Genomic DNA, 25,485 nt, shown 5'->3' on the forward strand with positions numbered 1-25,485 from the left:
CGATCGGGTGCCCGACCCGGACGGACCCGGGCGGGACCGGCTCGCACCGCCCCGGCGGCGCGCCGGTGTCGAGCCCTGGAGGATCGCAGGGATCCGACGCGCGGGCCCGTCGCGGGGCCCCGTCGCAGGGGTCCATCGCATGACCGGCGATCCTGCCGACGGAACCCGACGCGGTGCCGCAGGTCCGGCCGCCGCGCCCGACGGGACCCGTGCCGGTCCTCGTGGGCACCACCAGGTCGGGTCGGAGAGCGGGGGGCTGCGCGGGGCGGGTTTCCCCGCGCCATCCGCGTCGAATCGGGCGCTCGGCCTCGCCCTGGTCGTGGGCCGGAGCCTCGCGCCGGCTATCGGCCGAATCCGGGGCCACACTCGCCCGGCAGGGCTCCCGCACCGCCGCGGGCACGGTGCGGCTTGATCACGGTGCGGCTTGATCTCTGAGGGAGTGGTGGAGACGACAGGGATCGAACCTGTGACCTTTCCCATGTCAAGGGAATGCACTACCGCTGTGCTACGTCTCCTAATCGACTGCGTTCAAGTTCGCTGAACCTGAAAGCCATCGAAATAATCCAGACAACTCAACGGCTTATGAAGAGTGATGCCTACCCTGTCAAGGTAGTGCTCTCCCGCTGAGCTACGCGCCCGGGCCGGAGCCGTGCGGGCTCCGGTGGGCGGGGCCTATAGCGGCTGGCCGGCGAGGGCGCAAGCGGAACCTGCGCACGGCGGGCCGCAACGGGCGGGATCCGCCCCTTTGCGGAGGCGATGGTGCACGCCGGGGAAAAAATGCGCTATGGGCCTGCCGCTCGGCATCCGGCCGCGCCGCGCGACAGGGCGTCGGCACGCCGCCTCACGCTTCGGGACATGCGCTACTTCATCGACCACGATCAGGGTGATTCGATCCGCGGCTGGATCGTGCCGGACAATCCCCTCGCCATCAGCCGAGTCGCGGTCTCCGTCGAGGGACGGCGCGTGGCCGACGTCGCGGCCAGCCTCACGGACGAGACGTTCAAGCGCAACGGCTGGCACGCGACCGGGCAATGCACCTTCGTGCTGACCGCCGCCGAGGTGCCGGGCCTGCCGAACCTGCCCCGCGTCGAACTCTACGACGTCGACACCAACGTCCTGATCTATCGCCGCGCGCCGCCCGACGGGCAGGTGCCCCTGCGCGTGATGCTGATCAACACCGGCATCGAGCCGGAGACCCTCCTCCAGGCGGCGCTCTTCCCCCATTTCCAGCACTGCTATTTCGGCATCCACAAGCTGCCGGACGAGATCATGACCTGCGTGCTGACCGGCTCGGCCGCACCCTCGGCCTTCCTGTCGGGCGCCGTGACCATCCCGCGCTACGAGAACTACATGACGCCGGACCTGATGGTCACGGCGATCCTGCTCCAGGATCCCTACATAGAGACGGCGACCCGCATGCGCTGGCTCAAGGCCCGGGCCGGCGACGCCGCCGATCCCACGCGAAGCTGGCGCCTGGGGCCGCTGGCCGAGGCCGCGTCCTTCGCGGACGAATACGATTTCGCCGATGCGAAGAGCCTCAAGCGCTTCTTCCGCATGCTGCCGGAGCCGGCCTACCGGCTGCTCTACAACCCGCTGACCCGCCAGCTCGGGACCCGCATGCCGGAGGACCGGCTGCATCCGGGCAATTCCATCGCCGCGATCGAGATCCTCGCCCGGGTCGGCATCGTCGGCCACAAGGCCCGGTTCCCCGCCTTCGCGTCGACCTTGTTCGACCGGCTCGGCATCACGACGCCGATCCCGGCCCTGCCCCCGATCCCACCCGAGACCCAGGCGCTCGCCCAGCGCCTGAAGACCGTCAAGGCGGTCGAGGAGATGGTCGTGTTCGACGTGGCCATGTCGGATGCCGTGAAGGCCTCGGTCGACAAGAGCTGGAGCTGATCGTGCGCGCCACCGACGCGGCCGCCGGGCTCCGCCTGCCCCCGGCGCAGCTCGCCGGCCCCTTGAGCGGCCGGGGCGCCCTGCCGGTCCGGGCGGGCGCCGACGGGTTGCGCGTCGACCTTCCCGGGCTCGCGGGACGCTGGGTCGAGATCGTCCTGTTCAACGATCCCGCCGACGGCCGGGACGCCAATCCCGACCTCAGCCTCGTTGGGCCGGACGGACGCCCGGGGGCGCTGCTGCCCCAGGAGGCACGGGGCGCGGGCGCCTTCGCGTGGATCGGCCGCCTGCCGGAGGGCACCGCGGCGCTGCGCGTGGCCGATCCGTCCCGGCAGGTCCCCGCCCGGCTGCGCCGGATCGCGGTGCGCCGCCTCGCCCGACCGGTCCTCGCCCTGCGCGGACTCCTGCGCGAGCCCGCACTGACCGCCCAGGCCCTCGGCTGGCGCATCCTCGGCAAGAAGGTCCGGGCCCGGGGCTTCCTCGGCCGGGCCCTGCGCCACCGGCGCGTGACCGGCTACGAGGCATGGATCGGCACGAACGCGCTCCGCCGCCCGGAGCGGGACGGGATCGCCGCCGAGATCGCCGCCTGGCCCGATCCGCCTCTGATCTCCGTGCTGATGCCGGTCCACGATCCCGACCCGAAGGTGCTCAGGGCCGCCCTCGCGTCGCTCAGGGCGCAGCTCTACCCCCATTGGGAGCTCTGCGTCGTCGACGACGCCTCCACGCGGCCCGCGATCCCGAGGATCCTCTCCGAGGCGGCCGCGGACGATCCGCGCATCCGCGTCCTCACCCGAGCTGAGAACGGTCACATCGCCCGGGCGACCAACGACGCGCTGGGGCAGGCTCGCGGCGTCCTCTGCGCCTTCATGGACCACGACGACGCGCTGACCGAGGATGCCCTCTACGAGGTCGCCCGGGCGCTCCGGCGCGACCCGGACCTCGTGCTGATCTACAGCGACGAGGACAAGATCGACGGGCGCGGGCGCCGGTTCGACCCGCATTTCAAGGCGGGTTTCGATCGGGAACTGCTCTACGCGCAGAACTACATCAATCACCTCACGGTGGTGCGCACCGCGGCCTTGCGCGCCGTCGGCGGGTTGCGCCCGGGCTTCGAGGGCAGCCAGGACCACGACCTGCTGCTGCGCCTGACCGCCGGGCTCGACCCGGCGCGCATCCGCCACATCCCGCGGGTGCTCTACCATTGGCGGGCTGCCCAGGGCTCCGGCACCTTCTCGGACCGGTCGCTGGCCAGGGCCGAGACCGCGCGGCTGCGCGCGCTGGCGGAGGTCGCCGCGGCCTTCGGCGGTCGGGCCGAGCGCGGTCCCGGCGGCTTCAACCGCCTGATCCGGCCCCTGCCTGAGCCGCCCCCCCGGGTCTCGGTGATCATCCCCACCCGGGATCGGGCCGAACTCCTGGCGGTGACCCTCGACGGGCTGCTCGAGGCCACGGCCTATCCCGACATCGAGGTGGTGATCGTCGACAACGACAGCCGCGAGCCCGAGACCGCCGCCCTGTTCGCCCGCTACCGGGACGATCCGCGGGTACGCGTCGTCGAGGTGCCCGGCGCCTTCAATTTCTCCGATCTCTCGAACCGGGGGGCCGCGGCGGCGACCGGGCCGGTGCTCCTGTTCCTCAACAACGACATCGAGGTGCTGGAACCCGCATGGCTCACCGAGCTGGTCCGCCAGGCGGTGCGGCCGGAGGTCGGCGCCGTCGGGGCCAAGCTCCTCTACCCGGACCGGACCATCCAGCACGGCGGCATCGTGCTGGGGATCGGCGGGGTCGCCGGGCACAGCCATCTCGGCGTCGCAGATACGGATCCGGGCTATTTCTGCCGCATGGTGATCGCCCACGAGGTCTCGGCGGTGACGGGGGCGTGCCTCGCCATGCGGGCGGACGTGTTCGCGCAGGTCGGCGGCTTCGACGCGGTCGACCTGAAGGTCGCCTTCAACGATGTCGACCTCTGCCTGAAGATCCGCCGGGCGGGCTACCGGATCGTCTGGACGCCGTTCGCCACGCTGATCCATCACGAGTCGAAGAGCCGCGGCGCGGAGGACACCCCCGAGAAGCAGAAGCGCTTCGAGGGTGAGGTGCTCACCATGCTGGACCGTTGGGGTCCGGAATTGCGGGCAGATCCCTATTACAACATCAACCTGTCGCGGAATTCGGCCCATTACCGGGTGTGACCGGCGCGCGGCCTGCCGCACCGTGGGCTGGACTGCGACCACGCGTTGCCATGCGTGCGTCAGTGGGTGAACTTGCGTCCGGAGCCGGTTGCGATACCTCTGGACATGCCGCAAGAGGCGGTTCCGGCCAAGGCGTCCCGGCGGGCGCACGGCGAGGGCGACAACCAGAGATGAGTGCGAACACCCCAACGGTCACGGGCCTCGAGCGCGACGCGCAGCAGGCGATGGGAGACCACAAGGTCCACCCGAACGAGATCGCCATCGGCGTGGTGATCGGGCGCGCGTCCGAGTACTTCGACTTTTTCGTGTTCGGCATCGCCTGCGTGCTGGTCTTCCCGAAGGTGTTCTTTCCCTTCGTCGACCCGCTCAAGGGCACGCTCTACGCCTTCGCGATCTTCGCCCTTGCGTTCATCGCCCGGCCGCTCGGCACCGTGATCTTCATGGCGATCGACCGCCGCCACGGACGCAGCGTCAAGCTCACCACCGCCCTGTTCCTGCTCGGCGCCTCCACGGCGGCCGTCAGCTTCCTGCCGCGCTACGACAGCATCGGCATCTCGGCCGTCTACATCCTGGCGGGCTTCCGCGTGCTGCAGGGCCTCGCGCTGGGTGGCGCCTGGGACGGGCTCGCCTCGCTGCTCGCCATGAACGCGCCGCGGGAGCGGCGCGGATGGTACGCGATGATCCCGCAGCTCGGCGCGCCGCTGGGCTTCATGGTGGCGAGCGCCCTGTTCGCGTTCTTCATCGTCAACCTCGACGAGGCCGACTTCATCGACTGGGGCTGGCGCTTCCCGTTCTACTGCGCCTTCACCATCAACGTGGTCGCCCTGTTCGCCCGGCTGCGCCTCGTCGCCACCGACGAGTTCGCCCGGATGATGGATCTCGACCGGCTGCGCCCGGTCCCCGCCCTGGAACTGTTCCGCCACCACGCGGGCGACGTGATCCGCGGCGCCTTCGTGCCGCTGGCCGCCTTCGCGCTGTTCCACCTCGTGACGATCTTCCCGATCGCGTGGCTGGCGCTGAACAGCACCACCCGCTCGCCCGGCGAGTTCCTGATCGTGCAGTTCTCCGGCGCCATCGTGTGCGCCGGCGCGGTGGCGGCCTCGGGGCTGATCGCCGACCAGATCGGCCGCCGCAACTGCCTGATCATGAGCGCCTCGCTAATCGGCTTCTTCGCCGTCGGCAGCATCATCGCGCCGCTCCTGTTCGGCGAGAGCGCCATCGGCCAGACCATCTACGTCACGATCGGCTTCATGCTGCTCGGGTTCGCCTACGGCCAGACCGCGGGCGCGGTGACTGCCCGCCTGGGCAACCGCTACCGCTACACCGGCGCGGCGCTGACCTCGGACTTCGCGTGGCTCATCGGCGCCGGCTTCGCGCCCCTGGTCGCGCTGTTCCTGTCCCAGCGCTACGGGCTGGCGATGATCGGGGTCTACCTCCTGTCGGGGGCGGTCTGCACCCTCGCGGCCCTGTATTTCGACCGTTCGGAAATGCGCCAGATGTAGTCGGGCGCGGCGCGGGCTGCGCCGCGCGCGCCGGGCTGACAGGAACGCCGCCTCGCGCGGCACGGCAGAAGCGCCGCGGCAGCGGCATGGGAAAACGAGACGCGTGCTGTGACCTCTTCGACCGATCGACCGGACAGGACCGACACCGCACGCCCCCGGAGCAATCGCGGGCGGCGCCTCCTGCCGCTCCTCGCCCTGCCGCTGCTGACGCTGCTGGGCGGTTGCAACTTCGTGGTCATGCATCCGGCCGGCTACGTGGCCGAGCAGCAGCGCAACCTCGTGCTGGCCGCGACCGGGCTGATGCTCCTGATCATCGTGCCCGTCATCGCCTTCACGCTGATCTTCGCGTGGCGCTACCGGGCCAGCAACGAGGATGCGGTCTACGACCCCGAATGGCATCACTCGACGCAGCTCGAGGTGCTGATCTGGACGGCGCCGCTGATGATCATCATCGCGCTGGGCGCGCTGACGTGGATCGGGACCCACACCCTCGATCCGTTCCGGCCGCTGAGCAAGATCGACACGAAGCGCGACGTCCCGGCCGGCACCGTGCCGCTGGAGGTCGAGGCCATCGCCATGGATTGGAAGTGGCTGTTCCTCTACCCGCAATACGGGATCGCCACGGTCAACGAGCTCGCCGCGCCGGTGGACCGGCCGATCCGCTTCAAGATCACCGCCACCGACGTGATGAACACGTTCTACGTGCCGACGCTCGCCGGCATGGTCTACGCGATGCCCGGCATGCAGACGCAGCTCCACGCGGTGGTCAACCGCGAGGGCGCCTCCGAGGGCCGCTCCGCGCATTACAGCGGTGCCGGCTTCTCCAACATGTTCTTCAAGTTCCACGGCCTGACCAACGACAAGTTCGAGCAGTGGATCGCCAAGGCCAAGGCCGAGGGCGGAGAACTGAGCCAGGAGGCCTACCTCAAGCTCGAGGAGCCGAGCGAGGCCGAGCCGGCCCGCTACTACAAGTCCTACATGCAGGGCCTGTACGACCGGATCATCGGCATGTGCCCCCGGCCCGACCAGATGTGCGTCGGCGAGATGGTGAAGATCGACGCCAAGGGCGGCGCCTCCGGGGCGGAGGCCGAGGCGAACTACAAGCGGCTGCAATACGACAACCGCCTCGCCGAGCGCGGCGTCGAGGGGCCGGGCGCCACGGCGCCGGCTTCCGAAACCGGTCCGCACGGCCAGACGCAGCCCCAGGGCATGAGGCCGCGGCCCGACATGGGCAACCCGGATGTCCGGGAGCAGAAGTCGCCTGACAGCCAGGGCAAGGGCTCCGGCGAGGGCCAGAGCGAGGGCGGCCAGATCGCGCCCAAGCAGCTGAATCAGTAAAGCCGCTCTTCATGAGAGCGGAAATCAAGCACAAGACCGGCGGTCGCCGTCGAACCCACTGAACGGGCCGATCCCATGTTCGCAAATATGGACTTGCAGCAGCTTCTGTTCGGACGCTTCACGATCGAGCAGATCCCCTATCACGAGCCGATCCTGCAGGCGACGTTCGCCGGGGTCGCCGTGGTCGGGCTCACCGTGCTCGGCGTCATCACCTACTACCGCTTCTGGGGGCCGATGTGGCGTGACTGGATCACGTCGATCGACCACAAGAAGATCGGCATCATGTACTGCATCTTCGCGATGGTCATGCTGCTGCGCGGCTTCGCCGACGCGATCCTGATGCGCTCGCAGCAGGCGGTGGCGTTCGGTTCGGAGCAGGGCTTCCTGCCGCCGCACCACTACGACCAGATCTTCACCGCCCACGGCATGATCATGATCTTCTTCGTGGCGATGCCGTTCGTCACGGGGCTCATGAACTTCGCCGTGCCGCTGCAGATCGGCGCCCGCGACGTCGCCTTCCCGTTCCTCAACAACTTCAGCTTCTGGATGACGGTGGCCGGCGGCATGCTGGTGATGGTCTCGCTGTTCGTCGGCGAGTTCTCCCGGGCCACTTGGCTCGCCTACCCGCCCCTGTCCGGGGCGGCGATGAGCCCCGGCGTCGGCGTCGACTACTACATCTGGGCGCTGCAGATCGCCGGCATCGGGACGCTGCTCTCGGGCATCAACCTGATCGCCACCATCGTGAAGATGCGGGCGCCCGGCATGACCATGATGAAGCTGCCGATCTTCGTCTGGTCGTCGCTGTGCACCAACATCCTGATCGTGGCCGCCTTCCCGATCCTCACGGCCGTTCTCGCGATGCTGTCGCTCGACCGCTACGTCGGCACGCACTTCTTCACGAACGACCTCGGCGGCAACGCCATGCTGTACTTCAACCTGATCTGGATCTGGGGTCACCCGGAGGTCTACATCCTGATCCTGCCGGCCTTCGGCGTGTTCTCGGAGATCACCTCGACCTTCTGCGGCAAGCGCCTGTTCGGCTACACCTCGATGGTCTACGCGCTGGTGGTGATCACCATCCTCGCCTACCTCGTGTGGCTGCACCACTTCTTCACGATGGGCTCGGGCGCGGACGTGAACTCGTTCTTCGGGATCACGACCATGATCATCTCGATCCCGACCGGCGCGAAGATCTTCAACTGGATGTTCACGATGTACCGGGGCCGGATCCGGTTCGAGGTGCCGATGCTCTGGGTGGTGGCGTTCATCGTCACCTTCGTGATCGGCGGCATGACCGGCGTGCTGCTCGCGGTGCCCCCGGCCGACTTCGTGCTGCACAACTCGCTGTTCCTGATCGCCCACTTCCACAACGTGATCATCGGCGGCGTGCTGTTCGGGATGTTCGCCGGCGTGACCTTCTGGTTCCCCAAAGCCTTCGGGTTCAAGCTCGACGAGTTCTGGGGGAAGATGGCCCTCGGGTTCTGGGTCACCGGGTTCTACGTCGCCTTCATGCCGCTCTACGTGCTCGGCCTGATGGGCGTGACCCGGCGCATGCAGCACTTCGACGACCCCTCGCTGCAGATCTGGTTCGTCATCGCGGCCATCGGCGCCGCGCTCATCGCCTGCGGCATCGCCTCGCAGATCGTCATGTTCGTGGTCTCGATCCGCAACCGCGACAAGCTGCGCGACCTGACCGGCGACCCGTGGGGCGGGCGGACGCTGGAATGGTCCACCTCCTCGCCGCCGCCGGACTACAACTTCGCCTTCACGCCCGTCGTCCACGATTCGGACGCGTGGTGGGACATGAAGAACCGCGGCTTCGACCGGCCCCTCAAGGGCTACCGGCCGATCCACATGCCCAAGAACACCGCGACGGGGGCGATCCTGGCGGGCCTGAACTTCACCTTCGGCATCGCCATGATCTGGTACGTGTGGTGGCTGGCGGCGCTGACCTTCCTGGCGATCTTCGTCGTGGCGATCGCCCACACCTTTAATTACAAGCGCGACTACTACATTCCCGCAGAAGCCGTCAGTCGGACGGAAGGTCAGCGGACGCGCGAGCTGGAGATGGCGTGATCCGATGATGCACGCAGACACCGCACCCCCCGGCGCCGCGGCGCCGGTCTTCTACCAGACCGACGAGGAGGGCCATCACTCCGAGGGCTCGACCATGCTTGGGTTCTGGCTCTACCTGATGAGCGACTGTCTCATCTTCGCGACCCTGTTCGCGACCTACGGCGTGCTCGGGCGGAGCTACGCGGCAGGGCCGACCCCGAAGGACCTGTTCGACCTGCCGGGCATCGCGGTGAACACCGCCATGCTGCTGTTCTCGTCCATCACCTACGGCTTCGCCATGCTGGAGATGGACCGGGACCGGATCAAGCGGACGCAGGTGTGGCTCGCCATCACCGGCCTGTTCGGCGTCGCCTTCGTGGCCCTTGAGATCCGGGAGTTCGCGCACCTGTTCCACGAGGGCGCGCCGCCCTGGCGCAGCGCCTTCCTGTCCTCGTTCTACACCCTGGTCGGGACCCACGGCCTGCACGTCTCCATGGGCATCCTGTGGCTCGTCGTGCTCATGGTTCAGGTGCGCAAGTACGGGCTGATCGTCGAGAACAAGCGCCGGCTCATGTGCCTGTCGATGTTCTGGCACTTCCTCGACTTGATCTGGATCGGGGTCTTCACCGTCGTCTACCTGATGGGAGTGCTCGAATGAGCGCCGACGCGCACCACATGGCCGGTCCCGTCGGGCACGGTGGAGCCTCCGCGGGGCACGGCCACGACCCGCACGCCCAGAGCGAGGGCGGGCACGGGACCGTCCAGAGCTACATGACGGGTTTCGTTCTGTCGGTGATCCTGACGGTGATCCCGTTCTGGCTGGTGATGGGCAACGTCCTCGACAACAGCCTCGTCACCACCCTGGTCATCCTGGCGCTGGGCGGCGTCCAGATGGTGGTGCACGTCGTCTACTTCCTGCACATGAGCACGAAGTCGGAGGGCGGCTGGACCTTCATGGCCCTGATCTTCACCATCACGCTCGTGGTGATCATGCTCGCGGGGTCGGTCTGGGTGATGTATCACCTCAACCACAACATGATGCCGATGGATGCCCACGACGTCATGAACAACGCCCGCTGAGCGCGCGTCCGGAGATGAGACCCGCGGGGTCGGCGGGGGGCCTGGGTCTCTCCCCGGCCCCGAATTCTTTGCTGCGACGCGTCGTGTTCGGCGTCGGCGCCGGCCTCGTCTTCGTCGTCCTGGTCGGTCTCGGCACGTGGCAGGTGGAGCGGCGCGCCTGGAAGCTCGACCTCATCGCCCGGGTCGATGCCCGGGTCCACGCACTCCCCGTTCCGGCTCCCGGCCCCGCCGAATGGCCGCGCCTCGGCCCCGACGACGCCTACCGGCACGTCCGGCTCTCCGGTACCTTCCTGCATGATCGCGAGACGCTGGTTCAGGCGGTGACCGAGCGGGGCGGCGGCTTCTGGGTGCTGACGCCGCTGCGTCGCTCCGACGGCAGCCTCGTTTTGGTCAACCGCGGCTTCGTGCCCGGCGACCGACGGGATCCGGCGAGCCGGCAGGCCGGGGCGGTCGCGGGCGAGGCGCAGGTGACCGGGCTCCTGCGCCTGACCGAGCCCAAGGGCGCCTTCCTGCGCTCCAACGCCCCTGGCGACGACCGCTGGTACTCCCGCGACGTGACGGCGATCGCGGCGGCCCGGGGCCTGACCGATGTCGCCCCCTACTTCGTCGATGCCGACGCGACGGCCAATCCCGGCGGCTTGCCGGTCGGCGGCCTCACGGTGATCGCTTTCCCCAACAACCACCTCGTCTACGCGATTACGTGGTACGGGCTGGCGCTGATGCTGGCGGGGGCGGTGGGGTATATCCTGCGGGCTGGACGCGCCCGGGATCCGGCGTCGGAAGGGCGCTGAGCAACACCCTTCGACGCGGCCCCTGCGTGGTGCTCGACCACAGGGGAGTAGCCCGCTCCGAGGGCGTCTCTATAATGGGGTGACAAACGCCACAACGAGTCAACGCCATGACCTCCCGCATCCCGGACTTCGCCGAAATCCCGCTCGCCGGCGAAACGCTCGCGGTCGCGACCCCGGCGCTGGGCGAGCCCTGGATGACGCCGGAGGGCATCCCCGTGAAGGGCCATTACGGCCCGGAGGACCGGGAGGGCATCGAGTTCCTCGACACGTATCCCGGCATCGCGCCGTTCCTGCGCGGCCCCTACCCGACCATGTACGTCACGCAGCCCTGGACGATCCGGCAATATGCCGGCTTCTCCACGGCCGAGGATTCGAACGCCTTCTACCGCCGGAACCTCGCGGCCGGCCAGAAGGGCCTGTCGGTGGCCTTCGACCTCGCCACCCACCGCGGCTACGATTCCGACCATCCCCGCGTCTCGGGCGATGTCGGCATGGCGGGCGTGGCGATCGACTCGATCTACGACATGCGCACGCTGTTCTCGGGCATTCCCCTCGACGAGATGACCGTGTCGATGACGATGAACGGCGCGGTGCTGCCGATCCTCGCCCTCTACATCGTCGCCGCCGAGGAGCAGGGCGTGCCGCCGCAGAAGCTCGCGGGCACGATCCAGAACGACATCCTCAAGGAGTTCATGGTCCGCAACACCTACATCTATCCCCCGAAGGGATCGATGCGGATCATCTCGGACATCTTCGCCTACACGTCGAAGAACATGCCGAAGTTCAACTCGATCTCGATCTCCGGCTACCACATGCAGGAGGCCGGGGCGACGAACGACCTGGAACTCGCCTACACGCTCGCCGACGGCGTCGAGTACATCAAGGCGGGGCTCGCGGCCGGCCTGACCATCGACCAGTTCGCCCCGCGCCTGTCGTTCTTCTGGGCGATCTCGACCAACTTCTTCATGGAGGTCGCCAAGATGCGGGCCGCGCGCCTGATCTGGGCGAAGCTCGTGAAGGGGTTCGATCCGAAATCCGAGAAGTCCCTGGCGCTGCGCACGCACTCGCAGACGAGCGGCTGGTCGCTCACCGCCCAGGACGTGTTCAACAACGTCACCCGCACCAACATCGAGGCGATGGCGGCGACGCAAGGGGGGACGCAGTCGCTCCACACCAACGCGCTGGACGAGGCGCTGGCGCTGCCGACCGACTTCTCGGCCCGGATCGCCCGCAACACCCAGCTGTTCCTGCAGCAGGAGAGCGGCACCACTCGGATCGTCGATCCTTGGGGCGGCTCCTACTACGTGGAGAAGCTCACCGCCGACATGGTGGCGCGCGCCTGGGAGCATATCCGCGAGGTCGACGGGCTCGGCGGCATGGCCAAGGCGATCGAGGCCGGCATCCCGAAGCTGCGGATCGAGGAGGCGGCCGCCCGCGCCCAGGCGCGGATCGATTCCGGGCGCCAGACCATCGTCGGCATCAACAAGTTCCGGGCCGACGACGAGATGGCGATCGAGCTCCTGCGGGTCGACAACGGCAACGTCCGCCGGCTCCAGATCGACAAGCTCAAGCGCCTGCGCGCCGAGCGCGACGAGGCGGCCGTCGCCGCGGGACTCGAAGCTCTGACCCGGGCCGCCGATGGCGACGGCAACCTCCTGGAACTCGCCGTCGAGGCGGCCCGCGCCAAGGCGACGGTGGGCGAGATTTCGGAGGCCCTGGAGAAGGCCTGGGGCCGGCACCGCGCCGAGATCCGCTCGATCTCCGGCGTCTACAAGCGCGAGGTGGGGGGCATGTCGCCAGTGGTCGAGGAAGTCCGTGCGCTGGTCGAGGCGTTCGAGGAGAACGACGGCCGCCGGCCGCGCATCCTGGTCGCCAAGATGGGTCAGGACGGGCATGACCGCGGCCAGAAGGTGATCGCCTCGGCCTTCGCGGATCTCGGCTTCGACGTGGATATCGGGCCGCTCTTCGCCACGCCGGCCGAGGCCGCCCGGCAGGCGGTGGAGAACGACGTGCACATCGTCGGCGTCTCCTCGCTGGCAGCCGGCCACCTGACCCTGGTGCCGGAGCTGAAGGCGGCGCTGACCGAGCAGGGCCGGGACGACGTGATGATCGCGATCGGCGGCGTGATCCCGCCGGGCGATTACGCGGCGCTGACGGCCGCCGGCGCGGCGGCGATCTTCCCGCCCGGTACGGTGATCGCCGAGGCGGCGGCCAAGCTGATCCGCGCGCTGAACGAGCGGCTCGGCTACGAAGCGCGACAGGCGGCGGAGTAGCGGCGCCCGGAGCCGGCCTGCGACGGCAGCGCCGTCGGCGGTCGCGCTCCGCCCGGAGCCGTTCAGGAACTCTGCCGCCGCGGCTCCCACCAGGGGCAGGCTTTCGTCGCCGGACCGGCCGCCGCCGACGCGGGTGCTGCTCAGATCGGGGCCCCGGTCGCCCTCGCCGAGACGCGGCGGGACGGTCCGTCGTGCCGGCCGATCGTGCGGGCCGCGAACAGGATCAGGGCGGCGACCACCAGCATCGCGCCGTCGAAGGCGAGGAAGACCGGCTCGCCCGGCCCGTCGCCCGTGAGCCGAAGGGCGGCGCCGCGTCCGGTGTCGGCCAGCGCGACGGCGCCGAACAGCCCCGCCGCGACCGTCAGCGTCTCGGGCCAGACCCGCCGGTGCGTCCGCAGGAAGGCGGTGCCGGCGACGAGGAGCCAGACGGCGAAGAACGTCCGGACCTCCCAGTCGGCCCGGTCCGGCAGGGCGACCGGCAGGAGCCGGTTGGCCAGGAAGTACCCGGCGATCGCCGCCGGCATCCCGGCGATCGTCGCGACGTTGAGGCCTTGAACGAGGCGCAGGCCGAGGCCCCGGGCCGCGGTTCCCTTGGGCAGGCGCGCCGCCGTCCACAGCAGCAGCCCCGTCGCCACCATGGCGCTGCCGGCGAGGCCGCACAGGAAGAACAGCATCCGCAGGGCCGGGCCGGCGAAGTGCGCCTCGTGCAGGCCGACCATCGTGGCGAAGGTCTTGGTCGCCGGCCGCAGCCCCCCCGCGCGCACCTCCACGACCGCCCCGGTGATCCCGTCGAAGGCGATCTGCGGGTGCTCGTGGGAGAGGCCGTGCGGCTCCTCGAACACCGCCACCACGGTCGCGTGCGCGTCCTTCGGGTTGACGATCGTGATCCGCTCCAGGGGCTCCGCCCGCATCGCCAGGGCGCGCGCCACCATCGGCCCGACCAGGGCCAGCGTGCCGGGCAGGCCGGCGGGCGGGCGCGGCGCGGTGATCTGGCCGGATTCGGCGAAGTAGCGCTGGCTGTCGCCGCGATAGGCCGTGCTCACCCCCCAGGGCACGTACATCACCATGAGGGTCGCGAGCCCGGTATAGGTGATCATCAGGTGGAACGGCAGGGCCAGGACACCCGTGACGTTGTGCGCGTCGAGCCAGCCCCGCTGGGCGGACTTGTCCCGGCGGAAGGTGAAGAAGTCGGCGAAGATGCGCCGGTGCGTCACGAGACCCGAGATCAGCGCCACCAGCATGATCAGCGCGCAGGCGCCGACGATCCAGCGCCCCCAGAGCGGCGGCAAATTCAGTTCGAAGTGGAAACGGTAGAGGAAATCCCCGCCCCGGGTTGCCCGCAGGACGGCCGGCGCGCCGCTGTCGGGATCCAGCATGACGTGGCCGGCCGGCCGGCCCGGCCCCGTCCGCCAGAACAGCTCCAGCACCGGCCTGTCCGGCCGCGGCAGGGCGATGAACCACGTCCGCGCGCCGCCCGCCTGCGCCTGGAGGTAGGCGACGCCGCGCTCGGCCGCCGCCGCCAGATCCGCCGGCCCGAAGGTCCTGTCGGTGCGGAGTTCGGGCCGCATCCACTGCGAGATCTCGGCCCGGTAGTAGCTCGCCGTGCCCGTCACGAAGACGGCGAACAGCACCCAGCCGACGACGAGGCCCGACCAGGCGTGGAGCCACGCCATCGACTGCCGGAAGGTCTTGCCCACGGCGGCCGCCTCACCAGCGGTAGCGCAGGGTCGCGTAGACCGTGCGCGGCAGGCCGTAATAGCAGCCCGAATAGGTGAAGCAGCCGGTCACGTAGCGCTCGTCGAGGAGGTTCTGCACGTTGATCTGCGCGCTGAGGCCGGTGAGCCGCGGGTCGAGGTGCTTCATGTCGTAGGAGGCGACGGCGTCGACCAGCACGCTCTCCGGCACCTTGAAGGTGTTGGCCGGATCGCCCCAGGACGGGCCGAGGTAGCGCACGCCGCCGCCGAGGCCGAGGCCGAGCAGCGGGCCGTCGGTGAAGCGGTAGTCGACGAACAGCGAGGCCGTCATGTCCGGCACCTGCACCGGCCGCAGGCCCTGGAGCGGCACCTGACGGCGGGTCAGGTCGTTCGTGGTGAAGCCGGTGTCGCGGACGTTGCGGATATCGAGGAGCGAGAAGCCGCCGATCAGGCTCAGACCCTCGGCGACGGTGGCCCGCGCCTCGAACTCGACGCCCTGCACGCCGACCTCGCCGGTCTGCACGACGAAGCCGGGATTGACCGGGTCGGTGGTGGTCGCGTTCGAGCGGCGGATGTCGAAGAACGCGGTGGTCAGCAGGATGTCGGTGCCCGGGGGCTGGTACTTGATGCCGGCCTCGTACTGGTTGCTGGCGATCGGGACGGGGATGCGCCCGGACGAGCCGAAGGCCGCGTCGAAGATCCGCCCGGTGACGATCGGCTCGAACGCCTCGCTGTAGGAGACGTACGGGGCGATGCCGCTGTCGAACAGGTAGAGCAGGCTGGCGCGGCCGGTGAAGGCCTCGGCCGGCACGTCCTGGATGGTCAGCCCGTTCGGCGCGAAGGTGCGGGTCGGGCCGGTCTGCCGGGCGGTGTCGTAGCGGCCGCCGAGGGTCAGGACGAAGCGGTCGACCTTCGCCTGATCCTGGAAGTAGACGCCGGTCTGCTGCGCGTCGATCCGCGCGGTCGACGTGAAGGCGGGGAAGCGGATCGGCAGGTCGTGGTCGGGGGCGAGGGCGTTCAGGCCCGTCGTCGCCGGGAACGGCCCGGTGACCGACCGCGTGCTGAAGGTCCGGTGGTCGACGCCGAGCAGCGCCGTGTGGGCGATCGGGCCGGTGTCGAAATCGGCGATGAAGTTGTTGTCCATCGTGTAAGCTTCGATGTCGACCTGGGTGCCGCCGACCGAGCGGCCGATGGCCGGGCCGCTCGTGTACGGGCCGTTGACGTCGCCGAAGGTCGTGAACACGCTGCGGTAGTCGCCGTTCGAGCGCAGGTAGCGGCCGGCCGAGTGGAAGCGCAGGTTCTCGGTGATCCGGTGGTCGAACAGGTACTCGATGGAGGCCTGGGTGCGGTCGGAACGCTCGATGGTGCGGTCGCCGTCGTAGAAGTTCACCGGCAGCCGGCCGAAGACGCCGTTGCCGAAGTTGCGGGGAAACACCGTACCGACCGCCGGGAAGCCGCCGTAGAAGCCCGAGAACGGATCGCGCTGATAGTTGCCGATGATCGTGAGCGAGGTGTCGGCGGAGGGCCGCCACGTGATGCTGGGATTGATGAAGGCGCGCTCGACCTTCGTGGTCACGGCCGGCCCGTCGCCGTTCCAGCCGAGCCCGATGACCCGGTAGGCGAACTGGTCGGCGAGGCCCGGGATGTCGGATTCGATCGGCCCGCCGATATCGAAGCCGCTGCGCACCTCGCTGAAGCCGCCGCCCTGGACGAAGATCTCGCCGTGCCGGACGAATTGCGGCACCTTCGAGACGAGGTTGACGAGGCCGCCCGGGCCGGACTGCCCGTAGAGGACCGAGGCCGGCCCCTTGATGATGTCGACCCGCTCCAGGCGGTAGGGATCGACCGTGGGGAAGGCGTCGCGGTTGCCCGGCAGCGCCATGTTGTCGAGGAAGATCGGGGCGGCGAAGCCGCGGATGAAGAACTGCTCGAGGCGCGTCGAGCCGGCGCCGCCCCGCTGCTCGGTGGTGACGCTCGGCGTGTAGCGCAGGGCCTGATTGATGGTCAGGGCGTTCTGATCCTCGATCTGCTGGCGCCCGATGACGGAGACCGACTGCGCCGTCTCGACGATGGGCGTGTCGGTCTTCGTGCCAACCGTGCTGCGGCTGGCGACGTAGCCCGGCACGGCGCCGTTGGCCCCGCCGGCCCCGTACAGGTCGCTGTTCAAGGTGCGCCTGCGCCCCTCCCCCATCACGCTGAGTTCGGAGAGTTCGACATCCGCGGCGGGCGCGGGCTCGGCGAGCGCGGCCGTCCCGATGGAGAAGATAGACGTCGTCGATACAAATCCGACGCGCAACAGCCATTCTGCACAAAATGGCGCCCGCGATGCGGATCTACGGCCGGACGGTCTCGACATTATATCGACTCTAAACAACGACTATTGGGTTATTACGTTCGTGTATGCCCAGTATCACGGATCCGTGATCCGGGTGTGTTTTTGATGATACAGATCCCTGAAAGGTATATTTGTATTGATCTAATGAAAAAGCGGGGGTGTGCGGAGGCGCGCGGAGGCGGATGGTGCCTCCGGCAGACTGCACACGGCCTCGGGGAGCGTTCCGGCGGGCTGCTGCGAAATCCGCCCGTCCTCGCGCTCGGAGCGAAGCGCGCGCGGCGCCGATGCGCCTTGAGCGGCGATCCACGGATCGTGATCGCCGACCTTTGCAGCCCGGACGCGGCATGATTGGATGAAGGCCAGCAATCCGTACGGGCCGTGGGCGATGTCCGGCGTCGGCTCTGCCAGCGAGGAAGCGCCATGATCGCCAAGAACACGATCTGCCTCTGGTACGACAAGGACGCCGAGGCCGCCGCGCGCTTCTACGTCGCGACGTTCCCGCAGAGCGCGATGGGGGCGGTTCACCGGGCGCCGGCCGACTACCCGTCGGGACGCGCGGGCGACGTGCTGACGGTCGCGTTCACGGTGGCCGGTCTTCCCTGCATCGGCCTGAACGGCGGATCCGTCTTCCGGCACAGCGAGGCCTTCTCGTTCCAGATCGCCACCGACGATCAGACGGAGACGGATCGCCTCTGGGACGCGATCGTGAGCCATGGCGGGCAGGAGAGCGCCTGCGGTTGGTGCAAGGACCGCTGGGGCATCTCGTGGCAGATCACCCCGCGCGTGCTCACCGCTGCTCTGGCGGCCGGCGGCGAGGAGGCGACGCGGGCCTTCGCTGCCATGATGACCATGCGCAAGATCGACGTGGCGGCGATCGAGGCGGCCCGGCGCGGCTGACGATGCCTCGGCCCGTCACGGTCCGGAACGTGGCCGCGGCGACCGCCCTCCGGACCGCGCCGGAGAGCTCCTTCCAGGCGACCTGACCGCATCTCAGGAGGAGGGTGAGGGCCGGATGCGCGCGGTCGCGCTTCGATGTCGACGCCGGGGCACACGCACGAATCTCGCGGCGTCGCCGACGCGGCCAGTGCGCTGTCGGGTATCGGCAGAACGCTGCTTCCTGGCCCGTCCGCAGGCCTGTGTCGGCACCGCGCAAGGCATATGCAGGATGCCCTCGAACGGCTGAGTCCGATCCAACTCGGCAGCGCGTCGGGCAAGTGGGAACGGCCGAACCCGGCCCGGGGGCGGAAGGCCCGCTTCAGAGCAGGTACGCCACACCAGCCGACGCGTCGCCGCCAGCGCAGCCAGATTGTAGCGGCCACGCTCCGCATTGTCTGAAGGCAGAAGCGTTCAGCTGGCACTCTGGCGGCCATGCCTGATCGCGGGAGACTTGCGTGACGGCTTCCGACAGGTGTCAAATTTGCTCTTCGCCGTCCTGACTGGAGTGGGGGGCATGAGCGAAGCCAGCGACGACCGGATCGGCAAGGGGCGGTGGGCGCTGCCCTCGGCGAACCTTCTTCTCTCTTCGGACGGACGAAGATGGACGGGGATCGCAGCCGAGACGAGACGGCACTCGACCGGTGAGCTGCCCGAGATGATCTCGGATCGGACCGTCGTCGCCTTGGCGCTGCGCGGCAATCCGGACGCCGTGATCCACCGGCGCGGGAACGGCCTCCACCAAGCTACCCGGGCCGCGACCGGTACCTATTGGCTGTGCCCGGAAGGCGTGTCGGAGGATTCCATCCGCATCACGGCCGCAATCCCGGCGATGCTCCACATCTACTTGCCTCACCAGCCCTTCCATGTGCTGTCGCGCGAGGACGCGTTCCCGGACCTCGATGCCACGACCGTCCTGTACGCGGCCGGTCCCCATGACACGTGGATCACCGAGGTCGGCTGGGCTATCGCTGCGGAACTCGCATGCGAGACAGCATCGGGGAAGCTGCTGGTCGAGAGCGCGGCCTTGGCGCTCGCCGCGTCCCTGGCGCACCGGCATTCGGGCAATCGCCTACCTCCTGGCGCTCGGGGTGGGCTTCCGCACGCGCTGGACGCGATGCGGCTCTCGAGGGTGCGGGACTTCATCGACGCCAACTTGGACCGCGACATCGGTGTGGACGATCTGGCGGCGGTCGCCTGCCTCAGCCAGTATCACTTCATCCGCGCGTTCAAGGCGGCGACGGGCCTGCCGCCGCACCGTTACCTCGGGCTTCGGCGTCTCGAACGCGCCAAGGCGTTGCTTCGGCTCGGGCACATGTCCCTGGCGGACATCGCCCTGGCATGCCGCTTCTCGTCGCAAGCGAACTTCACGCGAGCATTCCGACGGTCGGTTGGGCTGCCGCCGGGCGAGTATCGCCTCCGCTTCGGCTGACGCATCCGGCGGCTGGCCCTCAGCTCGGCAATCCGTGAACAAGGAAGCGCAATCCGGGACAACACGGCCGAGGCGGATCGCGTCAGACTGCACCCGCCTCCGTCGTCGGCGGCAGGGCCGCACGGTGGCACGGCTGTGCCAAGATCCGCCTGCCTGAGCATCGCGAAGGCTCGGCCGGCCTATCGATGCGCAGGCCCGGCGCTTGTCTTGAAGGGAGTCTCGGATGCCTCCGCTCCCAGGCAAGGGGTCCAAGACAGGCCGGGGTCGAGATGGACTCGACGCCGGAGCACGTGGTCGGAGTGCTCGGAAGTATCCACGGGTTCGAGTTGGAAGCACGGTCATGAAGAAGTCTGTGATCGTCGCGTCGGCGGCGCTGGCGCTGGTCGGACAGGTGCGAAGCGTCCTGGCCGAGCCCGGGCGGCACGAGCGTGTCACGCCCGTCTTCAGCGCCGCCATTCCCAACGTAACGGGGAAGAGCTTGGTCAGCGCGGTCGTCGACTATCCTCCGGGCGCGAAATCACCGCCGCACAGGCATGCCGCCTCCGCCTTCGTCTACGCCTTCGTGGTGTCCGGCGCGGTCCGCAGCCAGGTCGGCGACGCGCCGGCGCGGGTCTACCGGGCCGGCGAGAGTTTCTCCGAACCCCCGGGTGCGCATCACGCCACCAGCGAGAACGCCAGCGACACCGAGCCCGCACGGCTCCTGGCCGTCTTCATCCTCGACACCGACGATCATCCGCTCACGACGCCGGACCCCTAGCCCATGCGAGCCTGTCGCGTTCACCGCTTCGGTGGTCCGGAAGCCATCAGCCTCGACGACATCCCGGTGCCCACGCCCGGTCCCGGCGAGGTTCTCGTGAGCGTCCGCGCGGCCGGCGTCGGTCCATGGGATTCCTGGATACGGGCAGGCCGGAGCGTTCTCCCGCAGCCACTTCCCCTGACTCTCGGTTCCGACCTCTCGGGCGAGGTCGCTGCCGTCGGCGAGGGTGTCTCTGGGTTCGCGGTCGGCGATGCGGTCTTCGGCGTCACCAACCGGCGCTTCACGGGCGGCTACGCCGATTACGCCGTCGCCGAGGCCGCTATGTTGGCGCCCAAGCCGCCGAGCCTGGACCATGTCCACGCCGCCTCCATGCCGGTCGTCGCGGTGACGGCGTGGCAAGCCCTGTTCGCGCAGGCTCACCTCGCGCGCGGGCAGAGCGTGCTGATCCACGGGGCCGCCGGGAACGTGGGCGCCTACGCGGTGCAGCTCGCCAGGCGGGGCGGCCTCAAGGTCAGCGCCACGGCAGGCTCGGCCGACCTAGCCTATGTGCAAGGCCTCGGTGCCGATCAGGTGGTCGATTTCCGCTCGACGGCGTTCGAAGACGTCGTGAAGGATGTCGATGCCGTGATCGACCTTGTCGGCGGTGAGGTTCAGGCGCGCTCATTCGCCGTGCTGAGACGTGGAGGCACACTCGTCTCGGCGGTCTCTCAACCGGATCAGGCGTCGGCCCGAAGAGCCGATGTGGAAGCCAGGTTCTTCCTCGTCGCGGTGACCTCCGCGACGCTGTCCGAACTGGGGAGCCTGGTCGACGATGGGGGTTTGACCGCGAGCGTCGGAACCGTTCTCCCGATCACCGGGGTCCGACGAGCTCATGAGATGCTGGACAGTCCTGAGCGCCACCCTCGGGGGAAGATCGTCATGGAGGTCGCTTCGTCGAGTTGATGCATGACCCGAACGGTCGTCGCCGCCGCGCACGCGAGCAGCGCAACGACCAAACGCGATGCAACCCACATCGCGCCTCCCCCCGATCGCGATCGTGTTTGACGGGGACGGCGGAAGGGCAGGCGTCCTGCCTGTACTCGCTGGAGGCCGAACGGCGCAGCGCTCGGCCGCGGCCATGGCTGTCCCGTTCGATGCCGAGAAGGCAGCCGGAGCGGTGCGGCCCGTGGATGCCGGCGCGGCGCAATCCGATGAGCGGCGGGATCAACCGGCCTGTGAGCTCTCCGCCTGCGTGTTCCGCGCCCCCGCATCCCGACGCAGGCTGCCGGGACGGACACCGTACTTGCGCAGGAACGCGCGACTGAGCGCGGCCTGGGACTGATAGCCCACCTCGGCCGCAATCTGGTCGAGTGAGCTGGTGTCCGTCCGCAGGCGGTGGCGGGCGAGCCCGAGCCGCAGGTCGGCGAGGAACTCCAGCGGTGCCATGTCCACCGACTTGCGGAAGGCGCGCACCAGGCTCGCCCGTGAGGCGGCGGCGATCGAGGCCAGCTCGTCCAGCGTCCAGGCGCGCACAGGATCGCGCACCATCGCGAGCACCGCCTGCGCCGTCACGCGCTGCCCGATGAGCCGGAGCAGGCCCTCGGCCGACGCGGAGGCTTCGAGGTGGGCGCGCAGCAGCATGATGAACAGCGCGCTGGCGAGATCTCTCGCGATGGCGATCGATCCGGGGCGGATATCGGTCAGCTCCGAGCGGATACCGGCGACGAGCGGGCTGTAGCGGCTGGCCAGGGGCTGCAGGCCGACCCGCAGCACGATCGTGTCGGGCAGCGCGGCCAAGATCAGGCTCTGGGGCGCACCTTCGAAGTTCAGCCGGCCGCAGACCAACTCGACGTCCGGCTCGACCCCGACACTCGTCTTCAGCCGCAACTCGCCGATCCGCCGGACCGTGGTGACGGAGTGTGCATGCCCGGCGCCCTCAACCGCGCGCGTGGTGTGGGCGTCGCCGTGCGGCAGGAGCAGGACGTCGCCCGCTTCGAGCCGCAGCAGGCCGGTCCCGCGGCGGTCGAGCAGCGCGCAGCCCTGCGTGACGATGTGGAAGTAGGCGTGGCCGTTCGGCTCGGCTTCGTGCGGGGCCGTCCAGGCCCCGCCCAGGCGGCACACATCATCGAGCACGGGGCGCACGCGCAGGAGCGGCGCGAGCCCGCTCAGGGTGTCGTCCGTCATCCTCTCCGCCATGACGCCCCTCCGCGACGCGCTTGATCCGCGCGGTCATGATCCTGCGCCGGGCCGGCATCGCGAGACCCGGCCCCAGCGATCATCTTCGCGGCATCGAAGCAGGCGGTCCTGTCCGCATCCGATCCCGGCCGTGAACGGCAGCGCCCAACTCGCGTCCATGAGGGTCGAACGCCACCGATTTGGCAAGCATCCGGCCCTTCGAACCCAGGAGTCACGTCATGAATACACAGATCCGTCAGGTCCTCGGGATCGTCTCGGGGCGAAGATCAAACCGCATCGGCCTGGACGCCGTGCGCGTCGCCATCGCAACCATCTTCATCTGGATCGGGGGGTTGAAGTTCGCGCCCTACGAGGCCGACAGCATCACCCCGTTCGTGGCCAACAGCCCGCTGATGTCGTTCTTCTACAGGCACCCCGACCAGTACGCGCAGCACCTCACTCACGAGGGCGAACTCAAGCTCGCCGAGCGCGCTTGGCAGGCGGCGAACGACACCTACGCGTTCTCGAACGGCCTCGGGAGCGTCGAGATCGCCATCGGCCTCCTGGTCCTCGTCGGGCTGGCCTCGCGCCGCTGGGGTCTCGTGGGCGCGGTGCTCGCCTTTCTGACGCCGGTGGTCACGCTGTCGTTCCTCGCGACGACGCCCGAAGCCTGGGTGGCGGCGCTGGGCGATGCGCAGCACGGCTTCCCCTACCTGTCCGGCGGGGGGCGCCTCGTGCTGAAGGACGTCGTTCTGATGGCTGGAGCTTGGCTCGTGGTGGCCGACGGGGCCCGCGCCGTCCTCGAAGACACGGCTCAGGCCTCGGTGGACCGTGCCGGGGCGGGCGCTCCCCTCGCGACCGCATCGCGGACCTAGGACCCGGGAGCGCCCCCCTGCCAGGCGTTCGCATCAGCGATGCGGGGCGCAGTGGAAGCCCTCCCGGGTGGAAGCCCTTCCGGGTGGAACCACCCCCCGATGTGAGCCCCCCACAACCTGATCTTCGGAGCACAGATCATGACTGCCCGTGAACCTGCGTCCGGCGCCGCGAGAGAAGCGTTCTCCCTGTCACGCCGCGGCTTCTGTCTCTGCTGCCTGTCCGCAACTGCGCTGCCGGCGGCGAGCGGCTGGCTCTCACCCCGCTCCGCGTTCGCGCAGGCCCGGGGCATCGTCGACTTGATGATGGCCGATGCCGCCCGGTCGCCGATCAGGGTACACAGATTGCGCGGCAACGTCGCCGTGCTGGAGGGGTCCGGCGGCAACGTCGCGGTTCTGACGGGGCCGGACGGGAAGCTGCTGGTGGACGCCGGGATCGGCGTGTCGCGCGCCCAGATGCTGACGGCGCTCAACGACCTCGACGACGCGCCGATCACCCATCTCATCAACACGCATTGGCACTTCGACCATGTCGACGGCAACGCTTGGCTGAACGCCGAAGGGGCGGAGATCCTCGCCCACGAGAAGACACGCAAGCACCTCATGGCCGCGCAGCGCGTGGACGACTGGGACCACGACTTCCCCGCGGCACCGCCCAACGCGCTGCCGAAGCAGGTGTTTGCGTCCGAGCACGAGACCACGCTGAACGGCAGCACGCTCACGCTGAAGCATTACGGTGCCGCGCACACGGACAGCGACATCTCCGTCCGGTTCGTCGAGGCCGACATCCTGCACACCGGCGACACGTTCTGGAACGGCATGTACCCGTTCATCGATTACTCCACGGGTGGCCACATCGACGGGACGATCGCGGCCGCCGAAGCGAACATAGCTGCGACGACGGACCAGACGATCGTCATCCCTGGCCATGGGGCGCCAGTCGGTACCCGCGCACAGCTGCACGACTTCCATGACATGTTGGTGGACGTGCGTGCGAACGTCGCCGCCTTGAAGAGGCGGGGCCTGTCCTTAGACGCCATCGTCGCCGCCCGCCCGACCGCGGCGCACGACGGGAGATGGTACCGGTCCGTCATCACCCCGGCGCTTTTCACCCGTCTGGTCTATGAGGGGGTTTGATCCGTCGTTTTGTATTGGGGAGAACCTTTATGGCCACGATCATTACCCAGGATGGCGCCGAGATCTACTTCAAGGACTGGGGTCCGAGGGAGGCGCAGCCGATCATGTTCCACCATGGCTGGCCGCTCTCGTCGGACGACTGGGACACGCAGATGTTGTTCTTTCTCAAGCACGGCTACCGCGTCGTCGCCCACGACCGCCGCGGCCACGGCCGCTCGGCGCAGGTCTCGGACGGGCACGACATGGACCACTATGCGGCCGACGCCGCCGCCGTGGTCGCCCATCTCGATCTGAGGAACGCCATCCATATCGGCCACTCCACCGGCGGCGGCGAGGCCACACGCTACGTCGCGCGATACGGCGAGCCCCAGGGTCGCGTGGCCAAGGCGGTGCTGGTGAGCGCCGTGCCGCCATTGATGCTGAAGACCGCAGCTCATCCGGAAGGACAGCCGATCGAGGTATTCGACGGCTTCCGCCGAGCGCTGGCAAACAACCGCGCCGGGTTCTTCCTCGACGTCCCGTCGGGCCCGTTCTACGGCTTCAACCGCGATGGCGCGCAGGTCCAGCAGGGTGTGGTCCGGAACTGGTGGCGGCAAGCCATGATGGGCTCCGCCCTGGCGCACTACGAAGGCATCAGGGCGTTCTCAGAGACCGACCAGACCGAGGATTTGAAGGCGATCGGCGTGCCGACGCTGGTGCTGCACGGCGAGGACGATCAGATCGTGCCGATCGTCGCGGCGGCACCGAAGTCGATCAAGCTGCTGCGCAAGGGCACGCTGAAGACTTATCCCGGCTATGGCCACGGCATGCTGACGATCAACGCGGACGTGCTCAACGCCGACCTGCTCGCCTTTGTGAGAGCATGAGTTGACGCTTGGGTGCGCGTGGAGCCGAAGGTTGGCCTCCGTGGCGCCGCGGCCGGGGGCGGCCTTTCCTCTGACGACCGCCCCTTTACCCGGTGTCGCTGGGGGGCGGGCCGGCGGCCCCGCGCGCCTGTTGTTGCCGGCCCGAAGCGGCCGGCCGAGTCGAACGGATAGCAGCCGCTCTTGT

Annotated in this window: 19 protein-coding genes and 1 tRNA gene; 16 read left to right on the top strand and 4 right to left on the bottom strand. The window is 69.1% G+C overall.

The features are described 5' to 3' along the window. Positions 1-440: 440 nt before the first annotated feature. Positions 441-515, bottom strand: a tRNA-Val gene (locus tag MFF58_RS18315). Between the two features lie 340 nt (positions 516-855). Here MFF58_RS18315 and MFF58_RS18320 point away from each other — a divergent pair. The 9 genes from MFF58_RS18320 (at position 856) to scpA (ending at position 13,121) form a co-directional block, all read left to right on the top strand. Beyond that, the gene (locus MFF58_RS18320) at positions 856-1,899 is read left to right on the top strand and encodes a hypothetical protein (RefSeq protein ID WP_238290241.1); all 1,044 of its coding nucleotides are present in this window, start codon (positions 856-858) and stop codon (positions 1,897-1,899) included. Between the two features lie 2 nt (positions 1,900-1,901). After that, positions 1,902-4,082: a glycosyltransferase family 2 protein gene (locus MFF58_RS18325; protein WP_373323356.1), complete on the top strand. Its 2,181-nt coding sequence runs from the start codon at positions 1,902-1,904 to the stop codon at positions 4,080-4,082. Positions 4,083-4,252: 170 nt separating this feature from the next. Continuing rightward, positions 4,253-5,584 (top strand): MFS transporter, encoded by a 1,332-nt coding sequence (locus MFF58_RS18330; protein ID WP_238290243.1) that lies wholly within the window; start codon positions 4,253-4,255, stop codon positions 5,582-5,584. A 108-nt stretch (positions 5,585-5,692) separates the two neighbouring features. After that, the gene (gene cyoA, locus MFF58_RS18335) at positions 5,693-6,922 is read left to right on the top strand and encodes a ubiquinol oxidase subunit II (protein ID WP_238290244.1); all 1,230 of its coding nucleotides are present in this window, start codon (positions 5,693-5,695) and stop codon (positions 6,920-6,922) included. Positions 6,923-6,997: 75 nt separating this feature from the next. Then, entirely contained in the window at positions 6,998-8,998 is a 2,001-nt protein-coding gene (gene cyoB, locus MFF58_RS18340; protein ID WP_238290245.1) for a cytochrome o ubiquinol oxidase subunit I, read from the top strand. 4 nt (positions 8,999-9,002) lie between these two features. After that, positions 9,003-9,635, top strand: a complete 633-nt coding sequence (gene cyoC / locus MFF58_RS18345; protein WP_238290246.1) for a cytochrome o ubiquinol oxidase subunit III — start codon at positions 9,003-9,005, stop codon at positions 9,633-9,635. Beyond that, entirely contained in the window at positions 9,632-10,057 is a 426-nt protein-coding gene (gene cyoD / locus MFF58_RS18350; protein ID WP_238290247.1) for a cytochrome o ubiquinol oxidase subunit IV, read from the top strand. Before cyoC ends, cyoD begins: the two co-directional genes overlap by 4 nt. A 14-nt stretch (positions 10,058-10,071) precedes the next feature. Further along, on the top strand, positions 10,072-10,848 hold the full coding sequence (locus MFF58_RS18355) for an SURF1 family protein (RefSeq protein WP_373323357.1): 777 nt from the start codon (positions 10,072-10,074) through the stop codon (positions 10,846-10,848). Positions 10,849-10,955: 107 nt separating this feature from the next. Further along, positions 10,956-13,121 (top strand): methylmalonyl-CoA mutase, encoded by a 2,166-nt coding sequence (scpA, locus tag MFF58_RS18360; RefSeq protein ID WP_238290249.1) that lies wholly within the window; start codon positions 10,956-10,958, stop codon positions 13,119-13,121. A 140-nt stretch (positions 13,122-13,261) separates the two neighbouring features. Here scpA and MFF58_RS18365 read toward each other — a convergent pair whose 3' ends face one another. Together MFF58_RS18365 and MFF58_RS18370 are read right to left on the bottom strand one after the other, a co-directional pair. After that, entirely contained in the window at positions 13,262-14,818 is a 1,557-nt protein-coding gene (locus MFF58_RS18365; RefSeq protein ID WP_238290250.1) for a PepSY-associated TM helix domain-containing protein, read from the bottom strand. A 10-nt stretch (positions 14,819-14,828) separates the two neighbouring features. Then, positions 14,829-17,171, bottom strand: a complete 2,343-nt coding sequence (locus MFF58_RS18370) for a TonB-dependent siderophore receptor (protein WP_238290251.1) — start codon at positions 17,169-17,171, stop codon at positions 14,829-14,831. Positions 17,172-17,573: 402 nt separating this feature from the next. Here MFF58_RS18370 and MFF58_RS18375 point away from each other — a divergent pair, with 402 nt between their 5' ends. From MFF58_RS18375 to MFF58_RS18390, 4 genes are all read left to right on the top strand, one after another. Then, positions 17,574-18,047, top strand: coding sequence for a VOC family protein (locus MFF58_RS18375; protein ID WP_238290286.1), 474 nt, complete (start codon positions 17,574-17,576; stop codon positions 18,045-18,047). A gap of 553 nt (positions 18,048-18,600) precedes the next feature. After that, positions 18,601-19,515: an AraC family transcriptional regulator gene (locus tag MFF58_RS18380; RefSeq protein WP_238290253.1), complete on the top strand. Its 915-nt coding sequence runs from the start codon at positions 18,601-18,603 to the stop codon at positions 19,513-19,515. A gap of 340 nt (positions 19,516-19,855) precedes the next feature. After that, positions 19,856-20,272, top strand: coding sequence for a cupin domain-containing protein (locus MFF58_RS18385; protein ID WP_238290255.1), 417 nt, complete (start codon positions 19,856-19,858; stop codon positions 20,270-20,272). A gap of 3 nt (positions 20,273-20,275) precedes the next feature. Then, entirely contained in the window at positions 20,276-21,214 is a 939-nt protein-coding gene (locus MFF58_RS18390) for an NADP-dependent oxidoreductase (RefSeq protein WP_238290257.1), read from the top strand. 261 nt (positions 21,215-21,475) lie between these two features. On the opposite strand, the gene MFF58_RS18395 is transcribed toward MFF58_RS18390, so the two are convergent. Further along, positions 21,476-22,447: a cupin domain-containing protein gene (locus MFF58_RS18395; protein WP_238290259.1), complete on the bottom strand. Its 972-nt coding sequence runs from the start codon at positions 22,445-22,447 to the stop codon at positions 21,476-21,478. A gap of 218 nt (positions 22,448-22,665) precedes the next feature. On the opposite strand from MFF58_RS18395, the gene rclC reads away from it, so the two are divergent. The 3 genes from rclC (at position 22,666) to MFF58_RS18410 (ending at position 25,301) form a co-directional block, all read left to right on the top strand. Then, positions 22,666-23,301, top strand: coding sequence for a reactive chlorine resistance membrane protein RclC (rclC, locus tag MFF58_RS18400; protein ID WP_279602843.1), 636 nt, complete (start codon positions 22,666-22,668; stop codon positions 23,299-23,301). A gap of 138 nt (positions 23,302-23,439) precedes the next feature. Beyond that, entirely contained in the window at positions 23,440-24,435 is a 996-nt protein-coding gene (locus MFF58_RS18405) for an MBL fold metallo-hydrolase (RefSeq protein ID WP_238290260.1), read from the top strand. 29 nt (positions 24,436-24,464) lie between these two features. Continuing rightward, positions 24,465-25,301, top strand: a complete 837-nt coding sequence (locus MFF58_RS18410) for an alpha/beta fold hydrolase (protein WP_238290262.1) — start codon at positions 24,465-24,467, stop codon at positions 25,299-25,301. The last annotated feature ends 184 nt before the right edge of the window (positions 25,302-25,485 follow it).

The sequence above is a fragment of the Methylobacterium longum genome (assembly GCF_022179385.1).
GTDB lineage: Bacteria > Pseudomonadota > Alphaproteobacteria > Rhizobiales > Beijerinckiaceae > Methylobacterium > Methylobacterium longum.